General features: G+C 51.6%; 17 protein-coding genes. 2 read left to right on the top strand and 15 right to left on the bottom strand.

The window, feature by feature from the left end; all coding sequences use genetic code 11:
• Positions 1-61: 61 nt before the first annotated feature.
• Together ACJJH9_RS16785 and ACJJH9_RS16780 are read right to left on the bottom strand one after the other, a co-directional pair.
• Entirely contained in the window at positions 62-418 is a 357-nt protein-coding gene (locus ACJJH9_RS16785; RefSeq protein ID WP_444923433.1) for a hypothetical protein, read from the bottom strand.
• 53 nt (positions 419-471) lie between these two features.
• Positions 472-1686, bottom strand: a complete 1215-nt coding sequence (locus ACJJH9_RS16780; protein WP_444923432.1) for a tyrosine-type recombinase/integrase — start codon at positions 1684-1686, stop codon at positions 472-474.
• 550 nt (positions 1687-2236) lie between these two features.
• On the opposite strand from ACJJH9_RS16780, the gene ACJJH9_RS16775 reads away from it, so the two are divergent.
• Positions 2237-4000, top strand: a complete 1764-nt coding sequence (locus tag ACJJH9_RS16775; protein WP_444923431.1) for an aminopeptidase P family protein — start codon at positions 2237-2239, stop codon at positions 3998-4000.
• Between the two features lie 83 nt (positions 4001-4083).
• Here the strand turns inward: ACJJH9_RS16775 and ACJJH9_RS16770 are convergent, their stop codons facing one another.
• The 11 genes from ACJJH9_RS16770 to ACJJH9_RS16720 form a co-directional block, all read right to left on the bottom strand.
• Positions 4084-4755, bottom strand: coding sequence for a response regulator (locus ACJJH9_RS16770; protein WP_444887998.1), 672 nt, complete (start codon positions 4753-4755; stop codon positions 4084-4086).
• 5 nt (positions 4756-4760) lie between these two features.
• Positions 4761-6203 (bottom strand): ATP-binding protein, encoded by a 1443-nt coding sequence (locus ACJJH9_RS16765; RefSeq protein WP_444923430.1) that lies wholly within the window; start codon positions 6201-6203, stop codon positions 4761-4763.
• 223 nt (positions 6204-6426) lie between these two features.
• Positions 6427-6987 carry a hypothetical protein gene (locus ACJJH9_RS16760; RefSeq protein ID WP_444923429.1) on the bottom strand — a complete coding sequence of 187 codons (561 nt, stop codon included), beginning with the start codon at positions 6985-6987 and terminating at the stop codon, positions 6427-6429.
• Positions 6988-7016: 29 nt separating this feature from the next.
• A complete protein-coding gene (locus tag ACJJH9_RS16755; protein ID WP_444923428.1) occupies positions 7017-8378 on the bottom strand; it encodes a YHYH protein in 1362 nt (453 codons plus the stop codon).
• Between the two features lie 420 nt (positions 8379-8798).
• A complete protein-coding gene (locus tag ACJJH9_RS16750; RefSeq protein WP_444923427.1) occupies positions 8799-10136 on the bottom strand; it encodes a YHYH protein in 1338 nt (445 codons plus the stop codon).
• A 230-nt stretch (positions 10137-10366) separates the two neighbouring features.
• On the bottom strand, positions 10367-11749 hold the full coding sequence (locus ACJJH9_RS16745) for an MATE family efflux transporter (protein ID WP_252084538.1): 1383 nt from the start codon (positions 11747-11749) through the stop codon (positions 10367-10369).
• Between the two features lie 153 nt (positions 11750-11902).
• Positions 11903-12376, bottom strand: coding sequence for a ribosomal protein S18-alanine N-acetyltransferase (gene rimI / locus ACJJH9_RS16740; RefSeq protein ID WP_444888004.1), 474 nt, complete (start codon positions 12374-12376; stop codon positions 11903-11905).
• Positions 12373-13146, bottom strand: a complete 774-nt coding sequence (locus ACJJH9_RS16735; RefSeq protein WP_444923426.1) for a uracil-DNA glycosylase family protein — start codon at positions 13144-13146, stop codon at positions 12373-12375. The genes rimI and ACJJH9_RS16735 overlap by 4 nt, the downstream gene beginning before the upstream one ends.
• Positions 13147-14682: a 2-isopropylmalate synthase gene (locus ACJJH9_RS16730; protein ID WP_444903851.1), complete on the bottom strand. Its 1536-nt coding sequence runs from the start codon at positions 14680-14682 to the stop codon at positions 13147-13149. It lies immediately after the preceding gene.
• Between the two features lie 397 nt (positions 14683-15079).
• Entirely contained in the window at positions 15080-15589 is a 510-nt protein-coding gene (locus ACJJH9_RS16725; RefSeq protein WP_444923425.1) for a MarR family winged helix-turn-helix transcriptional regulator, read from the bottom strand.
• Between the two features lie 2 nt (positions 15590-15591).
• Positions 15592-16071, bottom strand: a complete 480-nt coding sequence (locus ACJJH9_RS16720) for a glutathione peroxidase (protein WP_252084543.1) — start codon at positions 16069-16071, stop codon at positions 15592-15594.
• A gap of 178 nt (positions 16072-16249) precedes the next feature.
• On the opposite strand from ACJJH9_RS16720, the gene ACJJH9_RS16715 reads away from it, so the two are divergent.
• A complete protein-coding gene (locus ACJJH9_RS16715; protein ID WP_444923424.1) occupies positions 16250-18181 on the top strand; it encodes a cytochrome c/FTR1 family iron permease in 1932 nt (643 codons plus the stop codon).
• 238 nt (positions 18182-18419) lie between these two features.
• On the opposite strand, the gene ACJJH9_RS16710 is transcribed toward ACJJH9_RS16715, so the two are convergent.
• Both ACJJH9_RS16710 and ACJJH9_RS16705 read right to left on the bottom strand, forming a co-directional pair.
• The gene (locus ACJJH9_RS16710; RefSeq protein ID WP_444923423.1) at positions 18420-20252 is read right to left on the bottom strand and encodes an MFS transporter; all 1833 of its coding nucleotides are present in this window, start codon (positions 20250-20252) and stop codon (positions 18420-18422) included.
• 251 nt (positions 20253-20503) lie between these two features.
• Positions 20504-22294 (bottom strand): MFS transporter, encoded by a 1791-nt coding sequence (locus tag ACJJH9_RS16705; protein ID WP_444923422.1) that lies wholly within the window; start codon positions 22292-22294, stop codon positions 20504-20506.
• Between the last annotated feature and the right edge of the window lie 136 nt (positions 22295-22430).

The following is a 22430-nucleotide window of genomic DNA, read 5'->3' as shown; positions in this document are numbered from 1 at the left end:
CCAGCTTGAATTGAAATGCGAAAGTTACAAAGTGATGGGGTTTCAGCGTTGGCGTTTCTATTTAGGAGTTGGGTTTTATGCTTACATATAATATTTTCGGTGAGCCTGTCTCGCAAAACTCATTGCTTACATGCATTTTAACTTGATCGCCATTGTTATATGCAGTAATGAGTAATCCATAGAGTGGATTAAAGCCGGGGTGTTCCATCGATAAAACATAGCGATAGTTAATTTCGCATCCAATTGGATTATGTTCAGTTCCGTCTGTGTAGATGTAAATTTTCCCTGAGGCGCCTCCCATCATAGAGTTAATCTTGGTCCAATCACCCTCTGACCAATCTTCGGCGGCGTAAGATATATTGCAGGCTGAGAAAATTGAAATGGCAAATAAAATTTTGATGATGTTGATTTTAAACATTAATTCTTCCTTTTGATTACAGCTATGAAAGCTCTATTCCTTTACTCTTGTCTTTAGGGTGAAGGATTTGTAAATCCAGTGAGCTTTGCCCACCACTTTGTATAGGCTTCCGTTTGCTCTTTTAGATAGTCATAGTGGTCATAGACTTGCCACTGGCCTGGCAATTTATGCCCCAGCATTATTTCAGCAATATGGGGCTCTGTCAGTTCGGAAAAGTTTGTTCTTGCCGTCTTGCGCAAGTCGTGCACCGACCAGTGTTTCATCTCGTAGTCTCTGTGCCGGCGCAACCACTGCATCAGGTTGTAGGGCAGTGCCAGTGGCGCCCCCTGGCCCATGGGCTTATTGCTGCCGCTATTGTTGAACAGGTGCTTGCTTTCACCGCTCAGCAGAAAAGCCTCTTTCAGTAGGGGTTCAATCTCGGGGGTGATGGGGCGCAGCAGGGGTTTCTTGGTTGATTTGCCCATCTTGTGATTAGCGGGTGGTACTGTCCAAATGCGCTTCTCGAAATCGAAGTGCTTTTTCTCGCTTACGCGCAACTCACCATTGCGGCAGCCATAGAAGAGGCACAGCTTAAGGAAGATCTTATTCTTTGGTGCCATGCGCGAGTGCTCCAGGGCCTGCCACATCATGCCGATTTCGTCAGGGCTTAGGGAGCGGGTGCCGGTGCCTTTCTTGATGCGCAGATCTTCCGTAGCGTTGATATTGGCAATCGGGTTGCTAGTGATCAGCCTGCGTCGCACACCCCACTTCAGCATTTGCTTGGCATTGGTCAGGATGCGGTCGGCAATACCGGGGGTGGCCTGTGCCCGCTTCTCCAGCAGGGCCAGCCACTCGTGCAGGGTGACTTCTTCGGCGGGGAGGTGGCCAACGGCTGGGAACACGTACAACTGAAAAGAGCGCAGGATTTCATGGTGGCCCTTTTTGTTTTCCTTACAGTAGGAGTGATACCACTGCAGGAAAAGCTCCTCTAAAGAATCCGCGTTTAGGATCGCCTGCTTTTCTAGCTGCTTAACCACTCTGGGGTCATAGCCCTGTTCCAGCTTTCCTTTCAGGCGCAGCCCTTCGCTTCGGGCGTTCTTCAGAGTCATTAAAGGGTAGGAACCGAGATCCACACGGGCCGCCTTGCCGTCGTAGCGGTAGCGGAGCTGGAAAGTGATTTTCCCCTGGGGTGTAACGCGCACACTAAGGCCGTCCCGGTCAGCCTTTTCAAATCGCTTCTCTATTTTCTTTCCTGAATTAGCCTTCAGCCAGGCATCCGACAACGCCATAACAACCTCCATGTGTACATATTTTTTAAGGCTAACAAAAAGGCGATTTGTGTACACGCCTATGTACACATTTTTTGCGGCTGGGGTTGGTTTTAAGTGGCTTGGGCTGTCGCGGGTCTAATGCTTGAAAAGTAGTGTTTTGTGCGGGTTTTACTGGTTTTCTGTCATAGGTTGTCAGGCTGTGACGGCGGGGGATTTATTGGGGTGGGAAATGATAGCGAAGGTGCGGCGGCCGGCGTAGCCCGCCAGGGAAGAACTCTGGCCCATATTTTAAGATTCGATCACTCGATATTCGGAATAAAAACAGGTCTGCATTATACACGCCGGCGCTGATACAAGGGTGGGGTATACTGCGAAATTGGTCTCTGAAATTGGGGCATAAAAACCATTTCGGCAGTGTCAATAGGCGGAGCTGCCAGCACTGCTGGCACTCCAGAACATCTTTTTGAATAAATTCGACTTTTCAGTCGAGTCAAGGTCATCACAAAGAACAGTGACTAAGCATGGGGCTGCAGAAGTGGCTCGGGTGCTGGAAAACCATGGGGGAAGTATGAGTCAGGAACGATTACAGCGAGTGCGGGAGGAGTTGCGGCGACAGGGCGTGGAGGCTTTCCTGGTTCCCCGCGCCGATGAGTATCAGAATGAATATGTGCCCGCAGCAGATGAGCGTTTGGCCTGGATTACTGGCTTTACTGGATCTGCGGGCATGGCGGTGATTGGCCTGGATAAAGCTGCTCTTTTTGTAGATGGTCGCTATACCCTGCAAGGCCAGCAGCAATTGGGAGACCTGCCCATAGCCCTGGAGGATCTAAATAGCGAGGTTATTGCCCGTTGGGTGGGTGATCAGCTGCGCTCGGGTCAGTCTCTGGGCTTTGATCCTCGCCTGCATACGGACCCGGGGTTAGCGCTGTTGAAAGAGTATTTGGGTGAACGAGATATTGCCCTAAAGCCCTTGGAACAGAATCCCATTGATACGATTTGGCTCGACCGGCCAGCATCTCCCTGTGGCCAAGCCTGCCCCCACCCCTATGTGTTTACTGGTGAGCACTCCAGTGAAAAGCGCCAGCGCATCGCCACTCTTCTCGCCGAAAAGCGTGTAGATGCTCTGTGGCTGGCAAATCCCGAGAGCTGTGCCTGGCTGTTCAATATTCGTGGAGACGACATTCCCCATTTACCTGTAGCACTATCCAGTGGAGTGCTCTTCAGAGATGGCTGCGCAATTTTGTATCTGGCCGAACCGGCAGTTGGTGAGGGGCTTTTGGAGCACCTTAATCGGGAAGTGATGGTGGTAACCGAGAAGGGCCGGTTGTTTGAAGGTCTGCGCCGCCGCCACGTGAACAGGATTTGGGTAGACCCCACAATTAGTAACTGTTGGACTCTGCAGCAGCTACGCGCTCTGGATTTGCAATTGCTATTGGAGCGTGACCCTGTGACCCAGGCCAAGGCGTGTAAAAATTCCGTAGAGCTGGCGGGCTCCAGGGCAGCGCATGAGCGCGATGGTGCAGCGCTGTGTGAATTCCTAGCCGAACTGCCCACTGCAGTGGCAGAAGGTTTGGATGAGCTGGCTGCGGTGAAGCTGCTTTACAGCAAGCGTCAGCAGCGCGAAGGCTTTCGCGGCAATAGCTTTGAAACTATTTCGGGCTATGGTCCCAATGGTGCCATAGTGCACTACCGGGTGAGCGAGGAGTCGAGCTTGCCGATGGCTCCTGAGGGAATTTTCCTGTGCGACTCGGGCGCTCAATATCCCGATGGCACCACGGATGTGACTCGTACAGTGGCCCTGGGAGAAATTCCTGCACTTGCACGAGAGCACTTTACCCGTGTGCTCAAAGGACATATTGCCATCGCTACCCTACGCTTTCCGCAGGGTACCTGTGGAGAGCAGATCGATGCGATTGCACGTAGATCTCTATGGGATGCCGGCTTGGATTACGCCCACGGAACAGGTCATGGTGTTGGTAGTTTCCTAAGTGTGCACGAAGGGCCACAGCGTATCGGCAAAGCGGTTACCAATACCCCGTTACAGCCCGGTATGATTCTCTCCAATGAACCGGGTTTTTATCTCACCGGTCAATACGGTATTCGTATTGAAAATCTGGTGTTTGTAAAAGAGAGTGTGGATTACCAAGGTTTTTTGCAGTTTGAGGAATTAACGCTGGCGCCGATCGATCGGAGTCTGATTGATACTACACTTCTCACCGCGCAAGAGCTGCAATGGTTGAACTGTTACCACCAGCGTGTGCGGAAGATCATTACGCCTCTGGTGAATGAAAAAACGGCTTCCTGGTTACAGAAAGCCACCGAGGCTTTGTAATTTGATCGCTGGGAGCTCAGCTCCCAGCATCTCTTTTGCGGCTCTATCAAAATACAGAGTACTACGCGTTTACACTGTAATAATTACTGCACCTCAAATTTGTATCCCGCACCGTAAACTGAATGGATTAATTCTTTATCCGGCAGCAAGGCCGCAATTTTCTTGCGCACTTTTTTTATGTGGCTATCGATAGTTCGATCGCTGATTACCCGGTAGTCGGAATAAATACGATCCATGATTTGTTCTCGGGAAAAAATACGGCCCGGCTCACTGTAGAGAAGCTCGAAGAGATGGAACTCCAGGGCCGTTAAGCCCACGTCCTGGCCCCCGATCAACAGTTGACCGGTGTTGCGCTGCAGCTGGATCTCCCCGAGTTTTTGTTGCTCGGAACTGTGCGTACGACGCAGAACGGCTTTGACCCGCGCCACGATTTCCCTGGGGCTATAGGGTTTACACACATAGTCGTCCGCTCCAATTTCCAAGCCGCGCAAGCGGTCAGCCTCTTCAATTCTGGCGGTCAGCATAATAATCGGTACGTTGCTGTAGCGGCGGATTGCCGTGCAGATCTCCAGTCCGCCTTTCCCCGGTAACATCAGATCGAGCAAAATCAGGTCTGGGGGTTGGGCCTCGACATGGGGGATGACCTCATTGCCATTGGTGAGTATATCGGCCTGATAGCCAGCTGCTTCAAGGTAATCCAGCAGCAAGTTGGCCAGTTCTATTTCATCTTCGACAATTAAAATCCTTGCGCCCATTATTCCTACCATTTGATCTTCTCGCTGAGAGGGAGATAAATACTAATTTCCAGGCCGCCCAAACGAGACGGGCCAGCGGAAATACTGCCCTCGTGGGCTTGGACAATATTCTGGCAAATCGACAGCCCCAGGCCCGCCCCCCCGGTTTCTCGGCTGCGCGAGACTTCGGTGCGATAGAGACGATCGAAAAGGTGAGGCATATCTGCACTGGTGACTCCCGGAGAGGAATCAGCAAAGGTGATAATAGCCGTTTGCGCTTCTGCGCGGGCATGTATTTTAAGTTGGCCACCGCTATCGGTATAACGCAAGCTATTGGTGAGGAGGTTGCCAAACAATTGTTGTAGGCGTGCCTCATCAGCGTAAATTAGTTTGTTTTCGGCCAACTCACACTGCAATTGCAAATCGATATTTTTCTCAGCAAAGGCACTGTGAAAATCCTTAACTACCCTGGTCAGCAATGGGCCCAGTGAGAGATCGGATTTGCAATAGTTCAAGGCCCCGGCATCGGATAGCGAAAGCTCATAGAGGTCGTTTATCAAGCGGCTGAGCTGGCGAATTTTATCGTGCAAAATATTGAGATTTTCCGGTGTGGCGGTGCGTACACCATCCTGCAGGGCTTCAATTTGCCCTTTGAGTACTGCCAGTGGAGTGCGCAGCTCATGGGAGATATCGGCCATCCAGCGATTGCGCGCGTGTTCGTTGGCCTCCAGGGTTGCCGCCAAGCGGTTGAAGTCCGCACTCAGCTGGCCAAGTTCGTCGCGCCGCTCGATATCAATTCGGGTTTTATAATCTCCCGAAGTGAGGCGGTGGGTGGCTTCGGCCAGGCGTTGGATAGGGCGTACCAGCTGCCAGGCCAGGGGTAGGGCAATGGCTAGGGCAACGAGAAAAGTGGCGATGGAGATCAGCGCAAAAGTGCGGGATAACTCCTGGATAAAACCCTGTTCATAATTATTGGAGAGCTCGGGCGGTGGATTGATAGTGAGGTAGCCAACAGTTTTATCTGCTACTTTAATTGGCTGATAGAGCAATTCTTTTTCCGGTGCTGGTCGACCAATCACGAGTCGCTTTTCACTGTCAAAAAGGCTTAGGCGCGGCCCCAAGCGGTTACCCATAGGCGGGCGATGGCCTGGCCCGAACATGCCTCGCGGTGGCCTGCCATCAGGTGGTGGGGGTGGCGGTAAGCGGTCGAAGCGACGAAAGATTGTTTGTCTGTGCAGGTCAATCCACTCGGAGCCATTCGCTTCTAGAGATTTCCAGCTGCCCTTACGACGGTAAAAGCTTTCCAGTGCCTGGACCAGTCCTTCCACATCGCGCAACTCTTGTGCACGCATATAAGCCTGAAAACCGTGGCTGAAACTCCACTGGAAAAAAACAAACATACCACCGACAGTAATCGCCGTGGTGAGTAAAAAAGCCAGGCTGAGTTTGTTGCGAATATTTAACGACATCTTTCTTGCAGTCCTTCCTACGGACAGTGGGTATAGCGGACTCTCCCGTTCCACCATTTTGGGCTTTGCCCGTTCGGATGATTCTCCAAGCGTACACTTACAGCAAAAGGGGAGGCAATCTCAGTGACCAATTACTTGCTGTTTATGACCAAGAATTCAAAGCAATTCAGGTACTTTGCGAAAAATCGTGCTGAATAAATACAGCGGGAAAACCTCCAGCGGCTTACTGGCTAATGTGCGCTAAATCTTGTGGCTTCTTACTCTCTTCCCTCCTTTCACCCTGAGATAAAGGCGATGTGGAAAAATGGTGCAGGACAAAGTTATCTCTGTCGCGCTGAATAAATAGTGTTGCCAAAACCCGCTTGCCCCCGCGACTCCAGGTACTGTGGTCGTGCGCATTGAGAGTCACTGTGATTTGGTTGAAGCCAGGCTTCAGCAGTTTTTCTGGCAGATGCACGTCGGCGGCGTAGAGACGCTGTATTTTTTCCCCATTGATGTAGAGGTGTGCGTGCCCTTCGAGGAAACGCTGTGGCTTATTGTTGGCGTAGCGGGGGGATTCCAGTTCGAAGCGGTCGTAGCCGATATGTAAATTGAAACCGGACAGGCTATCTCTGCTGATGTCCAGTTCAATTCTCGGTACGGCTATATGCACGGGTATCTCTATTACCGGATGTTGATCGCCGTTGTGGCCGGCGTGGGGGTTGGCTTGGGCGGCCAGTGCGGGGCTGCCTGATACCATCAGCCCGAAGAGGGAGCCAATAAGAAAATACCCGATTATTTTCATAGAAAGTTCGCCTTTAATGATGCTCGATGTCAGCGCCCAATGGTTGAAGAACACCGGTTTACAATGGTTTGCTCATCCAGTTTTCCGTAAAAGCGTGGTCCAAAAGTGAAAGGGAATGCGGGCACCAATTGGGCGTCATCGCTAAGTGTGACAGTCAAGTGATAATGGTAGCCGCGTTCTTCATCTGTATGGCCGTTGTGCTGGTCCAGGTATGCACCACTCTGGGCTGTCAGTTCAGGATCCCAGTAATAGTCCTCGTAAAAAAAGCCGGCGGTAGTATCGAATTCGTTACCGGATAGGGAGGTATAACTGCCGTTGGTGGATGGGCCGGTATTGTTGGTATTTGCAACGCCCTTGCTAGTGTCGTATTCGTCAACCAATAGGCATGAGCGCTCGCCGGCGACGCCACAACCGGTTTCTGAGCTGGGATCGTCGTAGTCGCGTATTGCCCAGCTGCTTGTTGCCAATTGTCCGTCGCCTTCCCAGGGCCCGTAAATCGGGTAGCCGTCGGCGGTATAACCATAAATTGGTGAGTGGGCATCACCTACATCCCCCACCAGATTTGCCAGGCAGTCGCTGTAGAAATGATGATGGTAATCACCGTTGGCGGCATGACCACCACAGACATCCACATCATAGACTTCGGCCAGAGGGGCTAGGGTGTGCCAGGTGTTGTTGACAGACTGGCCGTCGCTCCACTGATAGATAGAGGTGCCATTTACCCAGTAGCCCTGCACGCCAAGGCTAGTTTCACAGTCTTCTGTTGCAGCTTCCGGGGATTTGGGGATGTAGCCCTGATGCGAGACATTCTCCGGGCAGACGGGGCCGGGGGGCCAGAAGCCATAGCCTGCTTCGGCACCACAGGAGGCGTTGCTGCGATAACCGATATCCTGACCAAAACTGATGAAGTCACCCACTTGCACATTGGGGCTGCCGTTTAGGAAATCACTGTTAACCTTGGGGCGGGTGAGCAGGGCACTGAGGATATTTTCGGTGATCAGAATTTCGTAGTCGGGAATTCCGCTTGCGGATACCCGGGTGTATTCCTTGCCGCTTACAGTAACAGATTCAACACTCTGCACATTGACCAGAACTTGCTCATTACTGTTGTTCTCGTAGATATAGGGCGCGCGCTCTCCGGTGGTATTGACGACCCAGACCCCAGTGTCTTCCGTACTGCTGTCGCTTCCCCCAGTGTCTTCGTCCCCATTGCGGTCATCACCGCTGTTGCTGCCGGTTGAGGAATCACTGCCCTCGCTGCTGATTTCTGTATCAGAGGAAGAACTCCCTCCGCCACCGCATCCCTGTAAGGCACCGGTGATCAGTGTAAGGGCGATGGCGCAGGATAAAAGCGAGCGCTGGTCCGGGAGGAGCATTTCTATTCTTTTCATGGGTAGCCCTGACATCTAGGGAGAAGCCACCTGAAAGTACTGAAGAAAAGAGGACAAAATATGGACAATATGGGGGCTTGCGCAGCTGGTTTTCCCGATGAGAAATGCCTTTCACTATTGCACTAAAACAGACCATTGCGTGAAAGCGGCTATGTCTGCAAAAACCTTTCTCCCCAATGGGTATGGGGAAGTCATTCATTCCCCCTTTGCCGATTTTTTAACGCGATGAAAAAATATGATGTCGCTCTCTGGCAGAGATCGACACTGTTAAATTTTGCAAAGTTTGCCTTGGGGAATAGTCTTCAAGCGTAGTGACAGTTGTGGGGGTGAGATTGCCAACCGCGCTGTGGGGGAATCCCGCAGCGCGGTTTAATTGCAGCAGCGCTTAAAAATAAATGCAAAACCTTAAGGTGTTTCGGCTTACCTTGGTGGGGGTCTCGGCGGAGTACCGCCCCCGACCACATCGGAACAGACACTGACGATCGTCTGGCTATCCAGCTTGCCGTAGAAGCGCGGTCCGAAGGTATAGGGAAAGGCTGGAATAAGCTGCCCGTCTTCGGCCTGGGTCACGGTGAGGTGATAGTGGTAACCGCGTTCACTATCGCTGTGACCGTTGTATTGATCCAGATGGGCACCGCCGAGCGCAGTAAGGACGCTGTCCCAATAATAATCCTCATAGAAAAAACCAGACCTGGTAATAAACGTATTGCCCGATAGAGAAGTGAAAATATCACTGGTACTGGGGCCTCTATTGTTTAGTACTTCAGTGCCTTTAGTGAAATCGTATTCATCGATCAACAAGCAGCTGCGCTCCCCGGCTATGCCGCAACCACTCGGTGCGCTGGGGTCGTCGTAATTGCGAATGGCCCAGCTGCTTATGGCCAGTTCTCCATCGGCTTCCCAGGGGCCGTAGATGGGATAGCCATCGGCGGTAAAGCCGTAAATCGGGGAGTGAGCACCGCCTGAGTCCCCAACCAAATCCGCCAGGCAGCCGCTGTAAAAATGGTGATGGTAATCCCCCCTAGCCGCATGGCCTCCGCAAATATCTACATCGTACTTTTCTGCCACCGGTGCCAAGGTGTGCCAAGTGCCATCCACTACCTGGCCATCGCTCCACTGATAGATGGAAGTGCCGTTGACCCAGTAGCCCTGTGCTCCAAGCCCGCTTTCACAGCTTTCATCGGACATTTCTGGTGCCAGTGGGAAGTAGCCTTGGTGAGAGACGTTCTCAGGGCACACGGGACCGGGAGGCCAGTAGCCGTATCCTGCTCTCGTAGCACAACTCTGCGTGTTACTGCGGTAGCCGATATCCTGGCCAAAGCTGACGACATCGCCAACCTGTACAATGGGGCTACCGCTGACGAAATCAGTGGCGGCCTTGGGGCGATTGATCAGCCAACCGTATAGATTGTCGGTGATTTCGGTTTCGTAATCGGGGATACCTGTCGCCGTTACCAGAGTGTAATCTTTGCCGTCCACCATGACTGACTCCACACTCTGGATGTTCACCAATACCTGTTCGTTGCTATCGCTTTCGTAGATATAGGGTGCGCGGACGCCAGTGGTGTTCAGAATCCAGGGCTCGTGGTTCCCGTTGTTACCGCCGCCATTATCTCCGGAATCATCTTTTGGAGGGGTATCGGGGTCGTCCTGATCGCAGCCCATTAGGCTTGTTGAAACCAGGGTCGAGAGTAGAGCTGACAGGACTGTGTTGCGCCACAGTTGCCAGCGAAGCGATGCACTTTCCTTTTCTTGCATAAATCACCGTCCTTGCTGCGGAGTAAGTAGGCGTGACCGGACTCTGGGTTCGGCCACGGCTGAAACTAACGTGCAAAGTGGGAAGTAATATGCAAGCTCACTAGTGTGGCGGATAATTCATTATGAAGGCGACAGAGTGAAATACAGCGCTGTAAAGTTGAACAAGAGGCAGCCTCATGGACGGGAGAGTTGCGCAATGAGGCTGTCGCTTGTGTTTTCCTGAACTGAAATTAACTGGCCGATAGGGGTTCTGTTGTGTCGACTTCCGCACTGCGCTTGCTGGTATCGTGGCGCAGCCACCACCAGGATAGGGCGCCGAGCAACAGGTTGGATGCGGCGGTAGCGGCAAACAATCCGGTCATGCCCCAGAAATAGTTGCCGACCCACGCTAGGGGGAGATAGATACCGAGTACCCGCAGGAACGAGATCATGGTTGCAGGCAATGGCCGACCCAGGCCGTTGAAGGCGGCATTGGCCGACATTACAAAACCGTAACCGGCATAGCTAAACGGCACCAGGCTCAGGTAGGCGACAGCCACGGCGATAACTTCTGGGGAGTCGCTGAACAAGCGCACTACTGGCTCGCCGATCAAATAAAGCAGCACCGCCAACCCCGTCCCCAGTATCAGGCAGAAGCGCGCCAGTACACTGACGGTTTCCCGCAGCCGGTCGGTGTTGCCGGCCCCGGCGTTTTGTCCCATAAAGGGGCCGACGACTGCAGAAAGTGCATAAAAAATAATCAGGGCGACCGGCTCGATACGCAGGGCCACGCCGAGTCCGGCCACGGCCTCGTCGCCGTGTACGGCCACCAGTGCTACTACAACACCGCCGGCCATGGGGATAATGACATTGGTGAGTACCGCCGGCAGCCCCACGGCGAGGACTTTGCGCCAGGATTCGACTAGGGTACCGAAGTGCCATTGGGGCGCGGCCACAAGATTTTCCCGGCGGATCAAATAATAGAAGGCGAAGAAGAAACTGATGGCGCGCACGATGACAGTGGCGATCGCTGCACCCTGTAATTCCAGCCGGGGAAACCCTAGCAGGCCGAAAATCAGAATAGGATCGAGGATCACATTGAACAGGGCCACCCCCACCATGATTCGACCGGTCAGCGCGCTGTTGCCGATAGCGCGCAGAGCCGAAAGGGCAATGGTGGGGACTATCACGAAGATAGTGCCGATGTACCAGGGCACCATGTAGTCCTCGATCAGTGGCATCAGCTCTTCGCTGGCACCGAGCAGGGAAAACAGGGGGCGAATGCTCAACAAGCCGGCGACAGTAATCAGCAGAGAAATGAGGAGCGCCAATACTGAGGCGTCTGTTACTAATCTGCGCACATTCCCTACATCTCCGGCACCGTAGGCACGGGCTACCGCGGAGGAGGTGCCGGCGCCGAGACCAATGGAGAAACTGTTGATGACCATTACAACCGGGAAGGTGAAGCTCATAGCCGCTAGAGGGGCACTGCCCAGCTGTGAGACAAAATAGGTATCCACGATATTGAAGGACATTACCGCGAGGATACCCCACACCATGGGCAGAGCCAGCCTCTGCAGGTGGCCGGAAACCGAGCCTTCTAGGAGTGAGGGACTGCTTTTAGATAGCGACATTCGATAACTCTTTCCAACAAATCGGTTGTTTGGGCAGATTTTCTGATACTGCTCAGGCAATGAAGATATGGTTCGGCAGCATCCCCTGCGGAAAACTGCGTGGGATGGCACGGCGAGAAATTTGGGCCAAAAACGCCCGCTGACTGTTTTAAGCTACGGTTGCGGCTCTGCCAGGGCGAGGCTCATGAGTACAGCATTCTCGCGTTTGCCGTTTTCCGCGGGATAGTAATTCTTGCGCAAGCCATCCTCAGAAAAACCCAGTTTGCGATAGAGTGACTGCGCGGCGAGATTGGAGGCCCGCACCTCCAGCAATAGCCGCCGGATATCTTTGTGTCGCTCGTCGATAAGGCGGCGCAACAGCGTTTCCGCCAAGCCATGCCGGCGCCACTGGGGTACCACGGCCACATCGAGAATTTCCGCTTCGTCAAACAGCTGGCTGATTACACAGCAGGCGACAGTCTCACTGCCGCTGTTGAGTAGCCAGCACTGGTGCCCGGCTTTTAGGCTCTGCAGATATTGTGTCTCACTCCAGGGGTGGCTGTGGGCACTGAGCGCCAGATTGGCCAGAGCGGCACAGTCAGTCTCCTCGGCGAGGCGTAAATCCAATTTGGTGTTGGACAACATCATTGAGCGCGGGTCTCTGCGGGATAGGCTTTGCGCAGCAGCTGCCAGAGTTCGCGCTTGCGTTGCGGCTGTTGTAGCAGTTGCGACAGACTGGGCATGGGCAGGATGCGTATACCATCCCAGTTGTTGATATCGCTTTCCAGAGGCTGAGGTGTACAGAATTCCTGTGCCTCTTGCCCCATCAACCAGATCGACCGCACTGGATAGCGCGAGCAGGAGGCCTCCAGCCAACTGGAAAAGGTATCGCGGGCCTCCGACGCGTCTGCTGCCGGGCCGAAGCGGTTTTCTGCCATTGGCCAATGCAGACGCTCTTGCTGGCGCGGTAGCTTGTGCCAGTTAAGCGCTCGAACGATATTGCCGAACAGAGACTCTAGTGGCAGTGCGGCACCGGGCTCGTGGCTGTCTACTGCCAGCAGGGTTTCGCCGAGACGCCAGCAGTTGAGTACAAAGGGTTTCACTTGCTGGCTCGGCGCCGCCACCGGTATGGCAATAGTAGGTTTTGCCGGAGCCTGTGCTTTTGTCGCGCTAGTTAGTGCGTTGATCTCCGCCGCGACAGTATCACGCTCTTTGGTTGCCGGTGCGTCGACAATCTGTGCCGCAGACTGCGGCAGGGGGTTGCTAGCTAACGGCAGCGGCTGGTCAGTAGCGGTATCCGGCTCCGCCGGCGGCAGCTTGGCCTGGCGGGGCTCGGGAGCGAGCGGTAATACAAAGCGCGGCACATAGCTGGCTATACCCAGTGCCGATAGATATTCCGCTCGCTGCAGCTCGTTCACTTACACGCCCTGTTTCTTACTCTCACTGATGGCGAGCAAGTTTAACGCATCCATGTAGGCTTGTGCCGAGGCAATCAAAATATCGGTATCGGCGCCAACACCATTGACCAAACGGCCATCTCTTTCCAATCGCACGGTGACAGAGCCCTGGGAATCTGTTCCCTGAGTGACGGCGTTGACGGAATACAGTTTTAAATCTGCACCACTATCTACGATATGCTCGATAGCTTTGAAAGTGGCATCTACCGGTCCGCCGCCTTGAGCCTCAGTCTGGTGGGGCACACCATCGATGGATAGTTCGATAAAGGCTTGTGGCGCACTGCCGATTTTAGTGCGTACGTCCAGGTCGAGCAGCTTGAAGCGCTCGGCGGGTTCCTCGCGCAGGGCCACCAGAGAGTGCAGGTCCTCGTCGAAAATTTCGTGCTTCTTATCGGCCAGTTCCTTAAAGCGCTGGAATACCAGTTGGAACTCTTCGCCATCGCTAAAGGCGATGCCCAGCTCCTCATAGCGGGCACGTACCGCGGCCCTGCCGGAATGTTTACCGAGCACCAGGCGGTTTTGCCCCCAACCCACATCTTCGGCACGCATGATTTCGTAGGTTTCGCGGTGTTTGAGTACCCCGTCCTGATGGATGCCGGACTCATGGGCGAAGGCGTTGGCACCGACAATGGCCTTGTTGGGTTGTACCGGGAAGCCGGTTACCGACGAGACCATGCGTGAGGTGGGCACAATATGGCTGGTGTCGATGCCGGTGTGTACCGGGTAGAGATCCTGGCGGGTCTGTACCGCCATCACGATTTCTTCCAGAGAGGCGTTACCGGCGCGCTCACCCAAGCCGTTGATGGTGCACTCTACCTGGCGTACGCCGTTCATAACGGCCGACAGGGAGTTGGCCACTGCCAGACCCAGGTCGTTGTGACAGTGGGTAGAAAAGATGGCTTTGTCGGAGTTGGGGACACTCTCGATAACCCGGCGGAACATGGCACCGTACTCGCCCGGTTCACCATAACCGACAGTATCGGGGATATTGATAGTGCCGGCACCGGCGGCGATCACCGCCTCGATAATGCGATACATAAACTCCGGTTCAGAGCGACTGCCATCCTCCAGAGAGAATTCAACATCGTCGGTAAACTGGCGCGCGGTCTTTACGGCTTTCACCGCTTGCTGCAGCACATCCTCCGGATCCATCTGCAGCTTGTATTGCATATGAATTGGGGAGGTGGCGATAAATGTGTGAATACGCGAGGCGTTGGCTTTTTTCAGGGCCTCTCCGGCGCGCACTATATCGGCGTTGACGGCGCGAGCGAGGCTGCAGATACGAGACTCGCTCACGGCTTCGGCAACCGCCTGAACAGCTTCAAAATCTCCGGGGCTGGCAATGGCGAAGCCAGCTTCAATCACATCTACACGCATGCGTTCCAGCATACGGGCTATGCGCACCTTCTCCTCTTTGGTCATAGAGGCGCCGGGACTCTGCTCTCCATCGCGCAGAGTGGTATCAAAAATGACTAACTTATCTTTTTTGGTGCTCATTTCTGTTTTTTCTCCTTATTTGTTTCGAGGCTAAACAAGGGGCTTCGCCGCTGTCTACGCAACGTCCAAATAAAGTTGGGAATTCTGTTGAGGGTGGGGGGGAGAAAAATTATATGCCGCGCAAGGGCAGTCGTAGCGAGGAAGCTAGGGCGAAATGGCGAGGCTGAAAAGTACAGTTGTCAGTCTTCATGTGTGGCGATACCGGCAGCGGACTGGATTTCGCATATTATGGAGGTTATTTAAGCTTGAGGTCAATACTCATCCTAAATATTCATTCAAATCGTTTTTTATGGGAAATCACGTCCTAATAATTATGCTATTTGTTGGTTTGTTTTCTCTCTTGGGGTGTTTGCCCCAAGGATGAAGGTTCCCGGGGGCGATGAGGAAAATATTGTTTCTACTTTGCAGCCCCTATGGGATTACTGCCTTCCAGCTTGTTTAGAAATTGCCAGAGGTCACTGTGAAGCTGTTCCACCTCAGTACGAGTAATGGCTGAGTTTTGGATGTTTTGCTGCACCCATTGCTTAGCCCGGGGCTTTAATGCCAGACCAGCACTGGTGGCCGCCACTAGGGTGACCCGTTCATCCCATGGAGCGCGTTTTCTCTCTACCAGTCCATGTTCTTGCATGCGCTTCAAGAGGGGGGTGAGGGTGCCGGAATCGAGCATCAAGCGCTGTCCAAGAGCGCCGAGGCTTCTCTCATTATCCTTTCCGTCTTTTTCGACTTCGCAGTTTTCATCTTCACGTGCCCACTCCCAGAGCACCATCAATACAAGGTACTGGGGGTAGGTGATACCCAGGTCTTGCAGCATGGGCTGATAGGCTTTCGTCATAGCCCTGGAGGCAGCGTAGAGGGCAAAACAGAGCTGGCGGTTGAGAGCCAGCTCGGAATCTTCGTCGCAAATCACAGTTACAACATCCGTTCGATTTCTTCCTGCAGGGACTCAGGGGTGTCTTTTGGGGCGTAGCGTTTAATTTCCTTGCCATCCTTACTGATCAGAAATTTGGTGAAGTTCCACTTGATGCCTTCGGTGCCAAGGAGGCCCGGTGCTCTTTTCTTCAGCTCCACAAACAGTGGGTGAGCCGTGGGGCCATTGACATCGAGTTTGGCGTAAACGGGAAAGCTGACGCCAAAATTCAGTTCACAGAACTCTTGGATTTCATCGTCACTGCCGGGTTCCTGTTTGCCGAACTGGTTACAGGGGAAGCCAAGCACGGTTAGGCCGCGGTCTTTATATTGATCGTAGAGGGCTTCGAGTCCTTTGTACTGCTTGGTGAATCCACACTTGCTGGCAGTGTTTACCACAAGGATCAGTTTGCCCTTGTAGTTCTCAAGGGAAGTGGTTTCGCCGCTGGCGGTCTTTACGGGGATTGAGTACAGGTCTGTCATGGTGTGCTCCGCTTTTTAAGTTTTGCACAATCTAATTGTGCAAAACTTAAAAAGCAAGGCTTTTTCAACTCAATGAATATAGGTGAGTTTAAGCATGGGGTTTATTATGAGAATGATTATCAATAATATTGTGCGATCCATAACGAATAGTGTTTGTAGCAACTGAAAAGGACACTCCATGCGCCTTTCCCACTATCTGGCTCGCTTGTTTTTAGCGTTGCTGGCCATTTCGATTATCCCCGCCCAGGCCCAGCAGGGGGGGCTCTCAGAGCAGGAACTGCGCCAGTTGATGCAAATGGCGGAGTATATTGGCGTTGATTACCCGGAGGCTGTGGCCGGAGGCAAGATCATCAATGCCGACGAATATGCTGAAATGGAGGAGTTCGCCGGTCTGCTGATCGACCGTGGGCAGCAGCTAAAAGATTCCACCGAGGCCAGTGTTATTCGCGCAGAGGCCCAGGCCTTACAGGCGGCGATCCAGCGCAAAGCGGATATTGATGAAGTACAGGTACACACAGCCAGTTTGCGCCAGGGGTTGCTAGCTATTGCTCCGGCATTATCACTGCCAAGTGGATTAGTCAGTACTGAAGAGACTCTCGCGCTCTATCAGGCCCAGTGTATTGCGTGTCACGGTGTGGAGGGCCACGGCGACGGCCCCTTGGCGGCGAATCTGGAGCCTGCGCCGACCAATTTCCACGAGCGCGAGCGCGCTGTTAATCGTTCTCTGTTGGGGCTTTACGATGCGATCAGCAATGGTATTGATGGCACCGCCATGACTGCATTTGCTAACCTCACCGAGCAGCAGCGCTGGTCTCTCGCTTTTTACGTGGGTGGCTTGGCATTTGCCGGTGAAAGCGACCCGGCTGCGGAAATGAAACCTAGCTTGCAAGATATGGTGATGTATAGCCCACAGGTGCTGCGCAATGATCGTCCGGAAATCTCCTCGCAGACGGTGGCGGCACTACGCGCTGATCCGAGTGTGCTATTTACCGCAGAAGCTTCGGTAGGCGGCTCTCCCATTGATGTGGCGCGCACACAGTTACAGGCGTCTCTGCTGGCTTATCAACAGGGCGACTTCGCCAAAGCTCGCACACTGGCTATCAGCGCCTATCTTGATGGTTTTGAGATGGCGGAAAACTCCCTGAACTCTCTGGATGCAGACCTGCGCTTGGCCACTGAACGTGAATTGCTGGGATTGCGCGCGCAACTTCATGCCGATAGCGACCCCCAACAGGTTCGGGCGCAGATTGAGACAATCCTGCAGCAACTAGCTCAAGCGGAGTCGCTAATGCAGGAGGGCAACCTGTCTGGTGCTGCTCTATTTATTGCCAGTCTGGTGATTCTTCTGCGTGAAGGGTTGGAGGCGCTATTGGTGGTGATTGCTCTGACTACCATCCTGGTAAAAACTGGCCGTCGCGATGCCCTCAAATTTGTGCATGTGGGCTGGGTCGGTGCCTTTGCCGCCGGCTTTGCCACCTGGATTGCGGCGCAAACACTGATCACCATTAGTGGCGCCGGTCGTGAGGTGATGGAGGGCGTGGCCGCCTTGCTGGCCGCGGTAGTGCTCTTCTATGTGGGCTTCTGGATGCACAGTAAAACACAAGCGGACGAGTGGCAGAAATATATCCGTGAAAGCATCAACCGTAGCCTGAGTACCGGTGCCCTTTGGGGTATTACAGGGCTGGCATTTATCGCAGTTTACCGTGAGATCTTCGAGACCATCCTGTTCTATCAATCTCTACTGGCGCAGACTTCTGCAGGTCATTATGGCACTTTGTGGACAGGGATTGGCGCTGGTGTAGTTTTACTGGCGGTAATTGGTTTTGCCCTAGTGCGTTACTCGGTGAGCCTGCCGATCGGTAAATTCTTCAGCGTGACCACTTATGTATTGCTGGCACTGTCATTCGTACTTGCAGGCAAGGCGGTTGCCGCGTTGCAGGAGGCGGCCTGGATTGGTATTTCACCGCTGCCGTTGCAGTTTAGCTTCGACTGGCTGGGTATTTACCCAACTTGGCAGGGGATTGGCTTGCAAGCCTTGGTGCTTATCGGAGCGCTTTGGCTGATGAGAAAGGGGAGTGCTTCTACTGAGGCTCCAGCTAAGGTTGCTTAATAAAACACAGCCTGAAAGTATTGAAAATACCCGCTCCTAGAAGCGGGTATTTTTTTGCTAAAGAAGCCCCACTTAGAATCTGAATATGCCAATTACCCTATTTGGGTGTGGAGTTCGCAGCTGTTGCTGGACTTGAGCGAGATTAAACTCTGAATTTGGGGTTCGAATAAGGCACATTTTTTACTGGTGGTTAGTGACTGCTGGTTAAATCGATGAATTAAGTAATACTTTTGCTGAGTTACTCACCTAAGGCTGATTTGTTTATATCCTTCGCTGCAATAGGCTGCCCTACGCTGATATGTACTTTGGGGAAAAAGCTCTTTTTTTTATGATTGGGGCTGCCTGAAACCTCATCGTGCAATCCCTTCAGAGTAAGGGGGAATATGGGGGTGGCTGTATGCGTTAAGACCTCCTTTAGTTGTTTTGGAGCATCTGCAAATTCACTGTCACAGTGATCTTTAACGGGAAAGAAGCAGATTAATTCACCATTCCCTACAGCTCGACGTATTTCCGCTGTGAACTTCTCTTTATCTCTTGTCGCGTCGTAAAAAATGGGCGCAAGACTGTAATTGTTAAAAATAAATCGCAGCAAAGGAAATTGATTAAATCCCTGGGGCAGAATAAAGCGAATCGGCCTCAGCAGAGTATCCATAAGCAGTTGGGGCGCCAGCCGGGCTGCTGGGCTGCAGACTAGCAATGCAGCTCCTGTGGCGGGAATGTGTTTGAGTTCTCCGTAGGAGGTACGGGCGAATAGATGCGAGGAGAGCCACACAAGCAAGTGCACAATAAATTCTGGTTGTTTGAAAAACAATAAAGCCATTACTGTACAGTTCACCAGAGCCATCAGGATAAATAGCTGCGGAATTGTAATTTTCAGTACATCGAGAAAAAAAATACTAAGCAGCGAGATCAGTACAATAAATAGGGCGTTTAAAACATTGTTTAGGGATAGGACTTGCGCACGCACAGCGTAGTCGGTCCTGTCCTGCATGATTGTATAAAGCGGTACAATGAAGATACCGCCAAATATACCCAGTAAAGCGGTATATATGAGTACGGCATAAGCGCCATCACTTTGCAGGTATTCGCTGATAGATGCCCCGGACAAGGTGTCAAACTGTGCAGTGGTTATACCGAGGCCCAGCCCACCTAGAGTGATCCCCAAGGCGCCGATAGGTACTATGCCAAATGTGATGCGCCCTCTGGAGAGTGCTTCGCACATCAGGGAGCCCGCCGCCACACCAATGGATAGGCAGCACAGAATAATGGTAATAACTGGCTCGCTCGCGCCTAGTACATTTTTGGTGAGGCTGGGCACCTGTGCCAGATAGGCTGAACTGACCAGCCAGAACCAGGAACAGGCGAGAATAGCGTAAAAAACTGATGGATTCTTAACCGTTAGCCGCATTATACGCCAAGCTTGGGATACGGGATTCCAGTCGATGCGCAAGTCTGGGGTCGGGGGAGGTGCTTGTGGGATCATTCGGCTGGCAAGATAGCCTAAGACGGCTATCACAACCATGATGGCTCCCAATTCCTCCAGTCCCGGTTGGCCCGGTTTTGTGTAACCGGCGAGTAGGGTACCGGCAATAGTCCCGACTAACACCCCGGCAAAGGAAGCCATCTGTGCCAATCCATTGCCTCCCATCAACTCGCTGCGCTTGAGGTGTTGGGGTAGTAGGGCATACTGCACAGGGCTGAATATAGCAGTGTGTGTTGCCATTAAAAACAACACAATAAAGTTCAGGATCTGGTTGTTATAAATAAGGCTATAGGCTCCCAGCAAGACAAAAAATATTTCTGCTAACTTCAATATCCTAATAATTCGGCTCTTGTCATATTTATCCGCTAGCTGGCCGGCCGTTACCGAAAAGAGAAAATACGGCAGTATATAAAAGCCCGTTGCGAGATTGATTAAGGCATTAGCCTCGGACTCCGCCAGACGAAATGCCAGCATCACCAGGAGTGCATTTTTGAAAATGTTATCGTTGAAGGCAGCGCTGATCAGTGAGAGAAACAGTGGCAGGAAGCGGCGCTTGGTAAAAAGGGTGAATTGGTTTTGCTGGGCCATTGGCGCCTTTCTTTAGTTGGGTTGCTTCCCTAGAACAAATCCAGTGACTAAACCATTGTATCAGTGCAAAAGTGAGTAACTAATAGCATAGGGTAAAGCTGAATCAGTGGATGCTTGGAGAGTAGAAGGAACTGCTGCCAACTAGTAGATGGAATCTGGTTTTATAGTGTTGATTGTTATTGTAAAAGAGTAGTTGTGGTTTCTGAGGTCTTTATCCTTAAATGGTGAGGCTGTCTTTGTAGGTTTTCTTTTTAAATATCGTCTTCTTTGTAAATGTTTTTTAAGGTTAATAATGTTCTTCTGCTTAACTGGCTTTTTGTCTTCTTGATCTGTAATAGGGCTTGAGTAATGGGAGTGTTCTGATTCATAAATATGCCCCATAACTGTTTTCTTCTTTTCATGGTTGTACTTGAATGATCTTGCTTGTCTATAAATAGACACAAAAGTTCCTCTTTTTTTGTTGCGTTTTCTATTTCGTTGAGAAGGTTGATATTCTTTTCTGTTTTTTCTGAGTTGTAAATTATAGGTTGTGTGCCCCCATTGCTAAGGGCAAAGCGTATTAATTTATGATTGAATAATGACTGCGGTAAGATAAAACGAATGGGGCGTGGTATTATCTCATATAGGATTAGAGGTGTCCGGTAATTCATGGACGTGCAGATGATGAGAGTGGCTCCTTGTTCCGGTATCAGTTTCAAGTTTTCTCCTTGCACTCGAGCCACGATATTTGTATAGGCCCAGGTGGTTAGGTGCACTAACAGCTCGGGTAATTTGAAACAGATAAAAATTAATGCAAGGAGATTTAAAATTGCAAGGAATATTATAAGTTGGGTGATAGATATCTTTGCTGCATCTAGCAATATAATATTGACTATTGAGATTATGACAACGAATAGGGCGTAAGACATATTGTTCAGTGCAAGAATTTGTCCGCGTATTTGCTTTTCTGCCCGGTCTTGAATGATGGTGTAGAGTGGCACGATAAAGATCCCCCCGGAGAAACCCACCAATACTGTATACAGCAAAATTGAAACTGCGTTGTCGCTCATCATAAATTCAGATATGGAAGCTCCAGATATAGTATGAAAACCTAGTGCGCTAAAACCCAGACCAAGCCCGCCCAGAGTTATTCCAAGCCCACCGATGGGTACTATGCCAAGTGTAATGCGGCCTCGAGATAAGGTATTGCACATAAGGGATCCAAGCGAAATACCAATTGTTAAGCAGCAAATCATCAGGGTAACCACGGGTTCGCTGGCGCCCAGTGTGTTTTTGGTGAAACTGGGAATTTGTGCAATAAAAGTTGTGCTGATTAGCCAAAACCAAGAACAGGCGATGATGGAATAAAAAACCGAAGGGTTCTTCATTGTTTGCTGTAAAATTTTCAGAGTTTGCTTTACTGGATTCCAATTCACTTTTAAGCGGGGTGACAATGGTGGTGCTGGAGGTATTGCGCGGCTGCTTAAATAACCGAAAACTGCGATACCAGACATGACAAGGCTAAGATATAAAACCCCATGTTGTCCCGGCTTGATAAAATCTGCGAGTAGAGCGCCTACGATTGCACCGCTAAGGCTGCCAGCAAAAATTGCCATTTGTGCCAACCCATTAGCACCCATCAGTTCTTTTCGTTTCAGGTGTTGGGGCATAACTGCATAGCGGGCAGGGCCGTAGAAAGTCTCGTGGGTTGCTAATAGGAATAAAACTAAGAAGCTTAGCATCTTACTGTTGGCATACAGCGCAACAGCCCCCAGAAGTACAATGGGGATTTCTAGCAGCTTAATCAGCCTAATAAATTTGCTTTTATCGAACCTATCTGCCAATTGCCCCGCTGTGATAGAAAACAGGAAAAAAGGTAAAAGATAAAGTGCGGTTGCCAGATTGATCAGAGTATTGGCTTCGTTTTTTGCCAGCTGGAAAGCGAGAATAACTAAGAGAGCATTTCTGAAGATATTGTTGTTGAAATAGACAGTGATCAGGGTAAGGAATAGGGGGAGGAAGCGGCGTTTTCCCAATAGCTGAAACTGATTCTGTCGAGCCATTGCCACTTCCTTACATGAGACAGCCTATATCTGATTGGTTATCAGTCAGGGATTCATATTTGTTGAGTGATGCTGCGAATATTCCTTGTTAGACCCGTATTCGGTCATCGTGCTTTATAAGGTTCTGAAGATGGGG

It is taken from the genome of Microbulbifer mixtoriginis (SeqCode) (genome assembly GCF_052466715.1).
This window is presented reverse-complemented; position numbering and strand designations above follow the sequence as displayed.

What these genes read in the sequence shown, in the direction of transcription:
- ACJJH9_RS16785 (WP_444923433.1), bottom strand. Translation starts at nt 418, where the DNA reads ATGTTTAAAATCAACATCATCAAAATTTTATTTGCCATTTCAATTTTC.
- ACJJH9_RS16780 (WP_444923432.1), bottom strand. Translation starts at nt 1,686, where the DNA reads ATGGCGTTGTCGGATGCCTGGCTGAAGGCTAATTCAGGAAAGAAAATA.
- ACJJH9_RS16775 (WP_444923431.1), top strand. Translation starts at nt 2,237, where the DNA reads ATGAGTCAGGAACGATTACAGCGAGTGCGGGAGGAGTTGCGGCGACAG.
- ACJJH9_RS16770 (WP_444887998.1), bottom strand. Translation starts at nt 4,755, where the DNA reads ATGGGCGCAAGGATTTTAATTGTCGAAGATGAAATAGAACTGGCCAAC.
- ACJJH9_RS16765 (WP_444923430.1), bottom strand. Translation starts at nt 6,203, where the DNA reads ATGTCGTTAAATATTCGCAACAAACTCAGCCTGGCTTTTTTACTCACC.
- ACJJH9_RS16760 (WP_444923429.1), bottom strand. Translation starts at nt 6,987, where the DNA reads ATGAAAATAATCGGGTATTTTCTTATTGGCTCCCTCTTCGGGCTGATG.
- ACJJH9_RS16755 (WP_444923428.1), bottom strand. Translation starts at nt 8,378, where the DNA reads ATGAAAAGAATAGAAATGCTCCTCCCGGACCAGCGCTCGCTTTTATCC.
- ACJJH9_RS16750 (WP_444923427.1), bottom strand. Translation starts at nt 10,136, where the DNA reads ATGCAAGAAAAGGAAAGTGCATCGCTTCGCTGGCAACTGTGGCGCAAC.
- ACJJH9_RS16745 (WP_252084538.1), bottom strand. Translation starts at nt 11,749, where the DNA reads ATGTCGCTATCTAAAAGCAGTCCCTCACTCCTAGAAGGCTCGGTTTCC.
- rimI (WP_444888004.1), bottom strand. Translation starts at nt 12,376, where the DNA reads ATGATGTTGTCCAACACCAAATTGGATTTACGCCTCGCCGAGGAGACT.
- ACJJH9_RS16730 (WP_444903851.1), bottom strand. Translation starts at nt 14,682, where the DNA reads ATGAGCACCAAAAAAGATAAGTTAGTCATTTTTGATACCACTCTGCGC.
- ACJJH9_RS16720 (WP_252084543.1), bottom strand. Translation starts at nt 16,071, where the DNA reads ATGACAGACCTGTACTCAATCCCCGTAAAGACCGCCAGCGGCGAAACC.
- ACJJH9_RS16715 (WP_444923424.1), top strand. Translation starts at nt 16,250, where the DNA reads ATGCGCCTTTCCCACTATCTGGCTCGCTTGTTTTTAGCGTTGCTGGCC.
- ACJJH9_RS16710 (WP_444923423.1), bottom strand. Translation starts at nt 20,252, where the DNA reads ATGGCCCAGCAAAACCAATTCACCCTTTTTACCAAGCGCCGCTTCCTG.
- ACJJH9_RS16705 (WP_444923422.1), bottom strand. Translation starts at nt 22,294, where the DNA reads ATGGCTCGACAGAATCAGTTTCAGCTATTGGGAAAACGCCGCTTCCTC.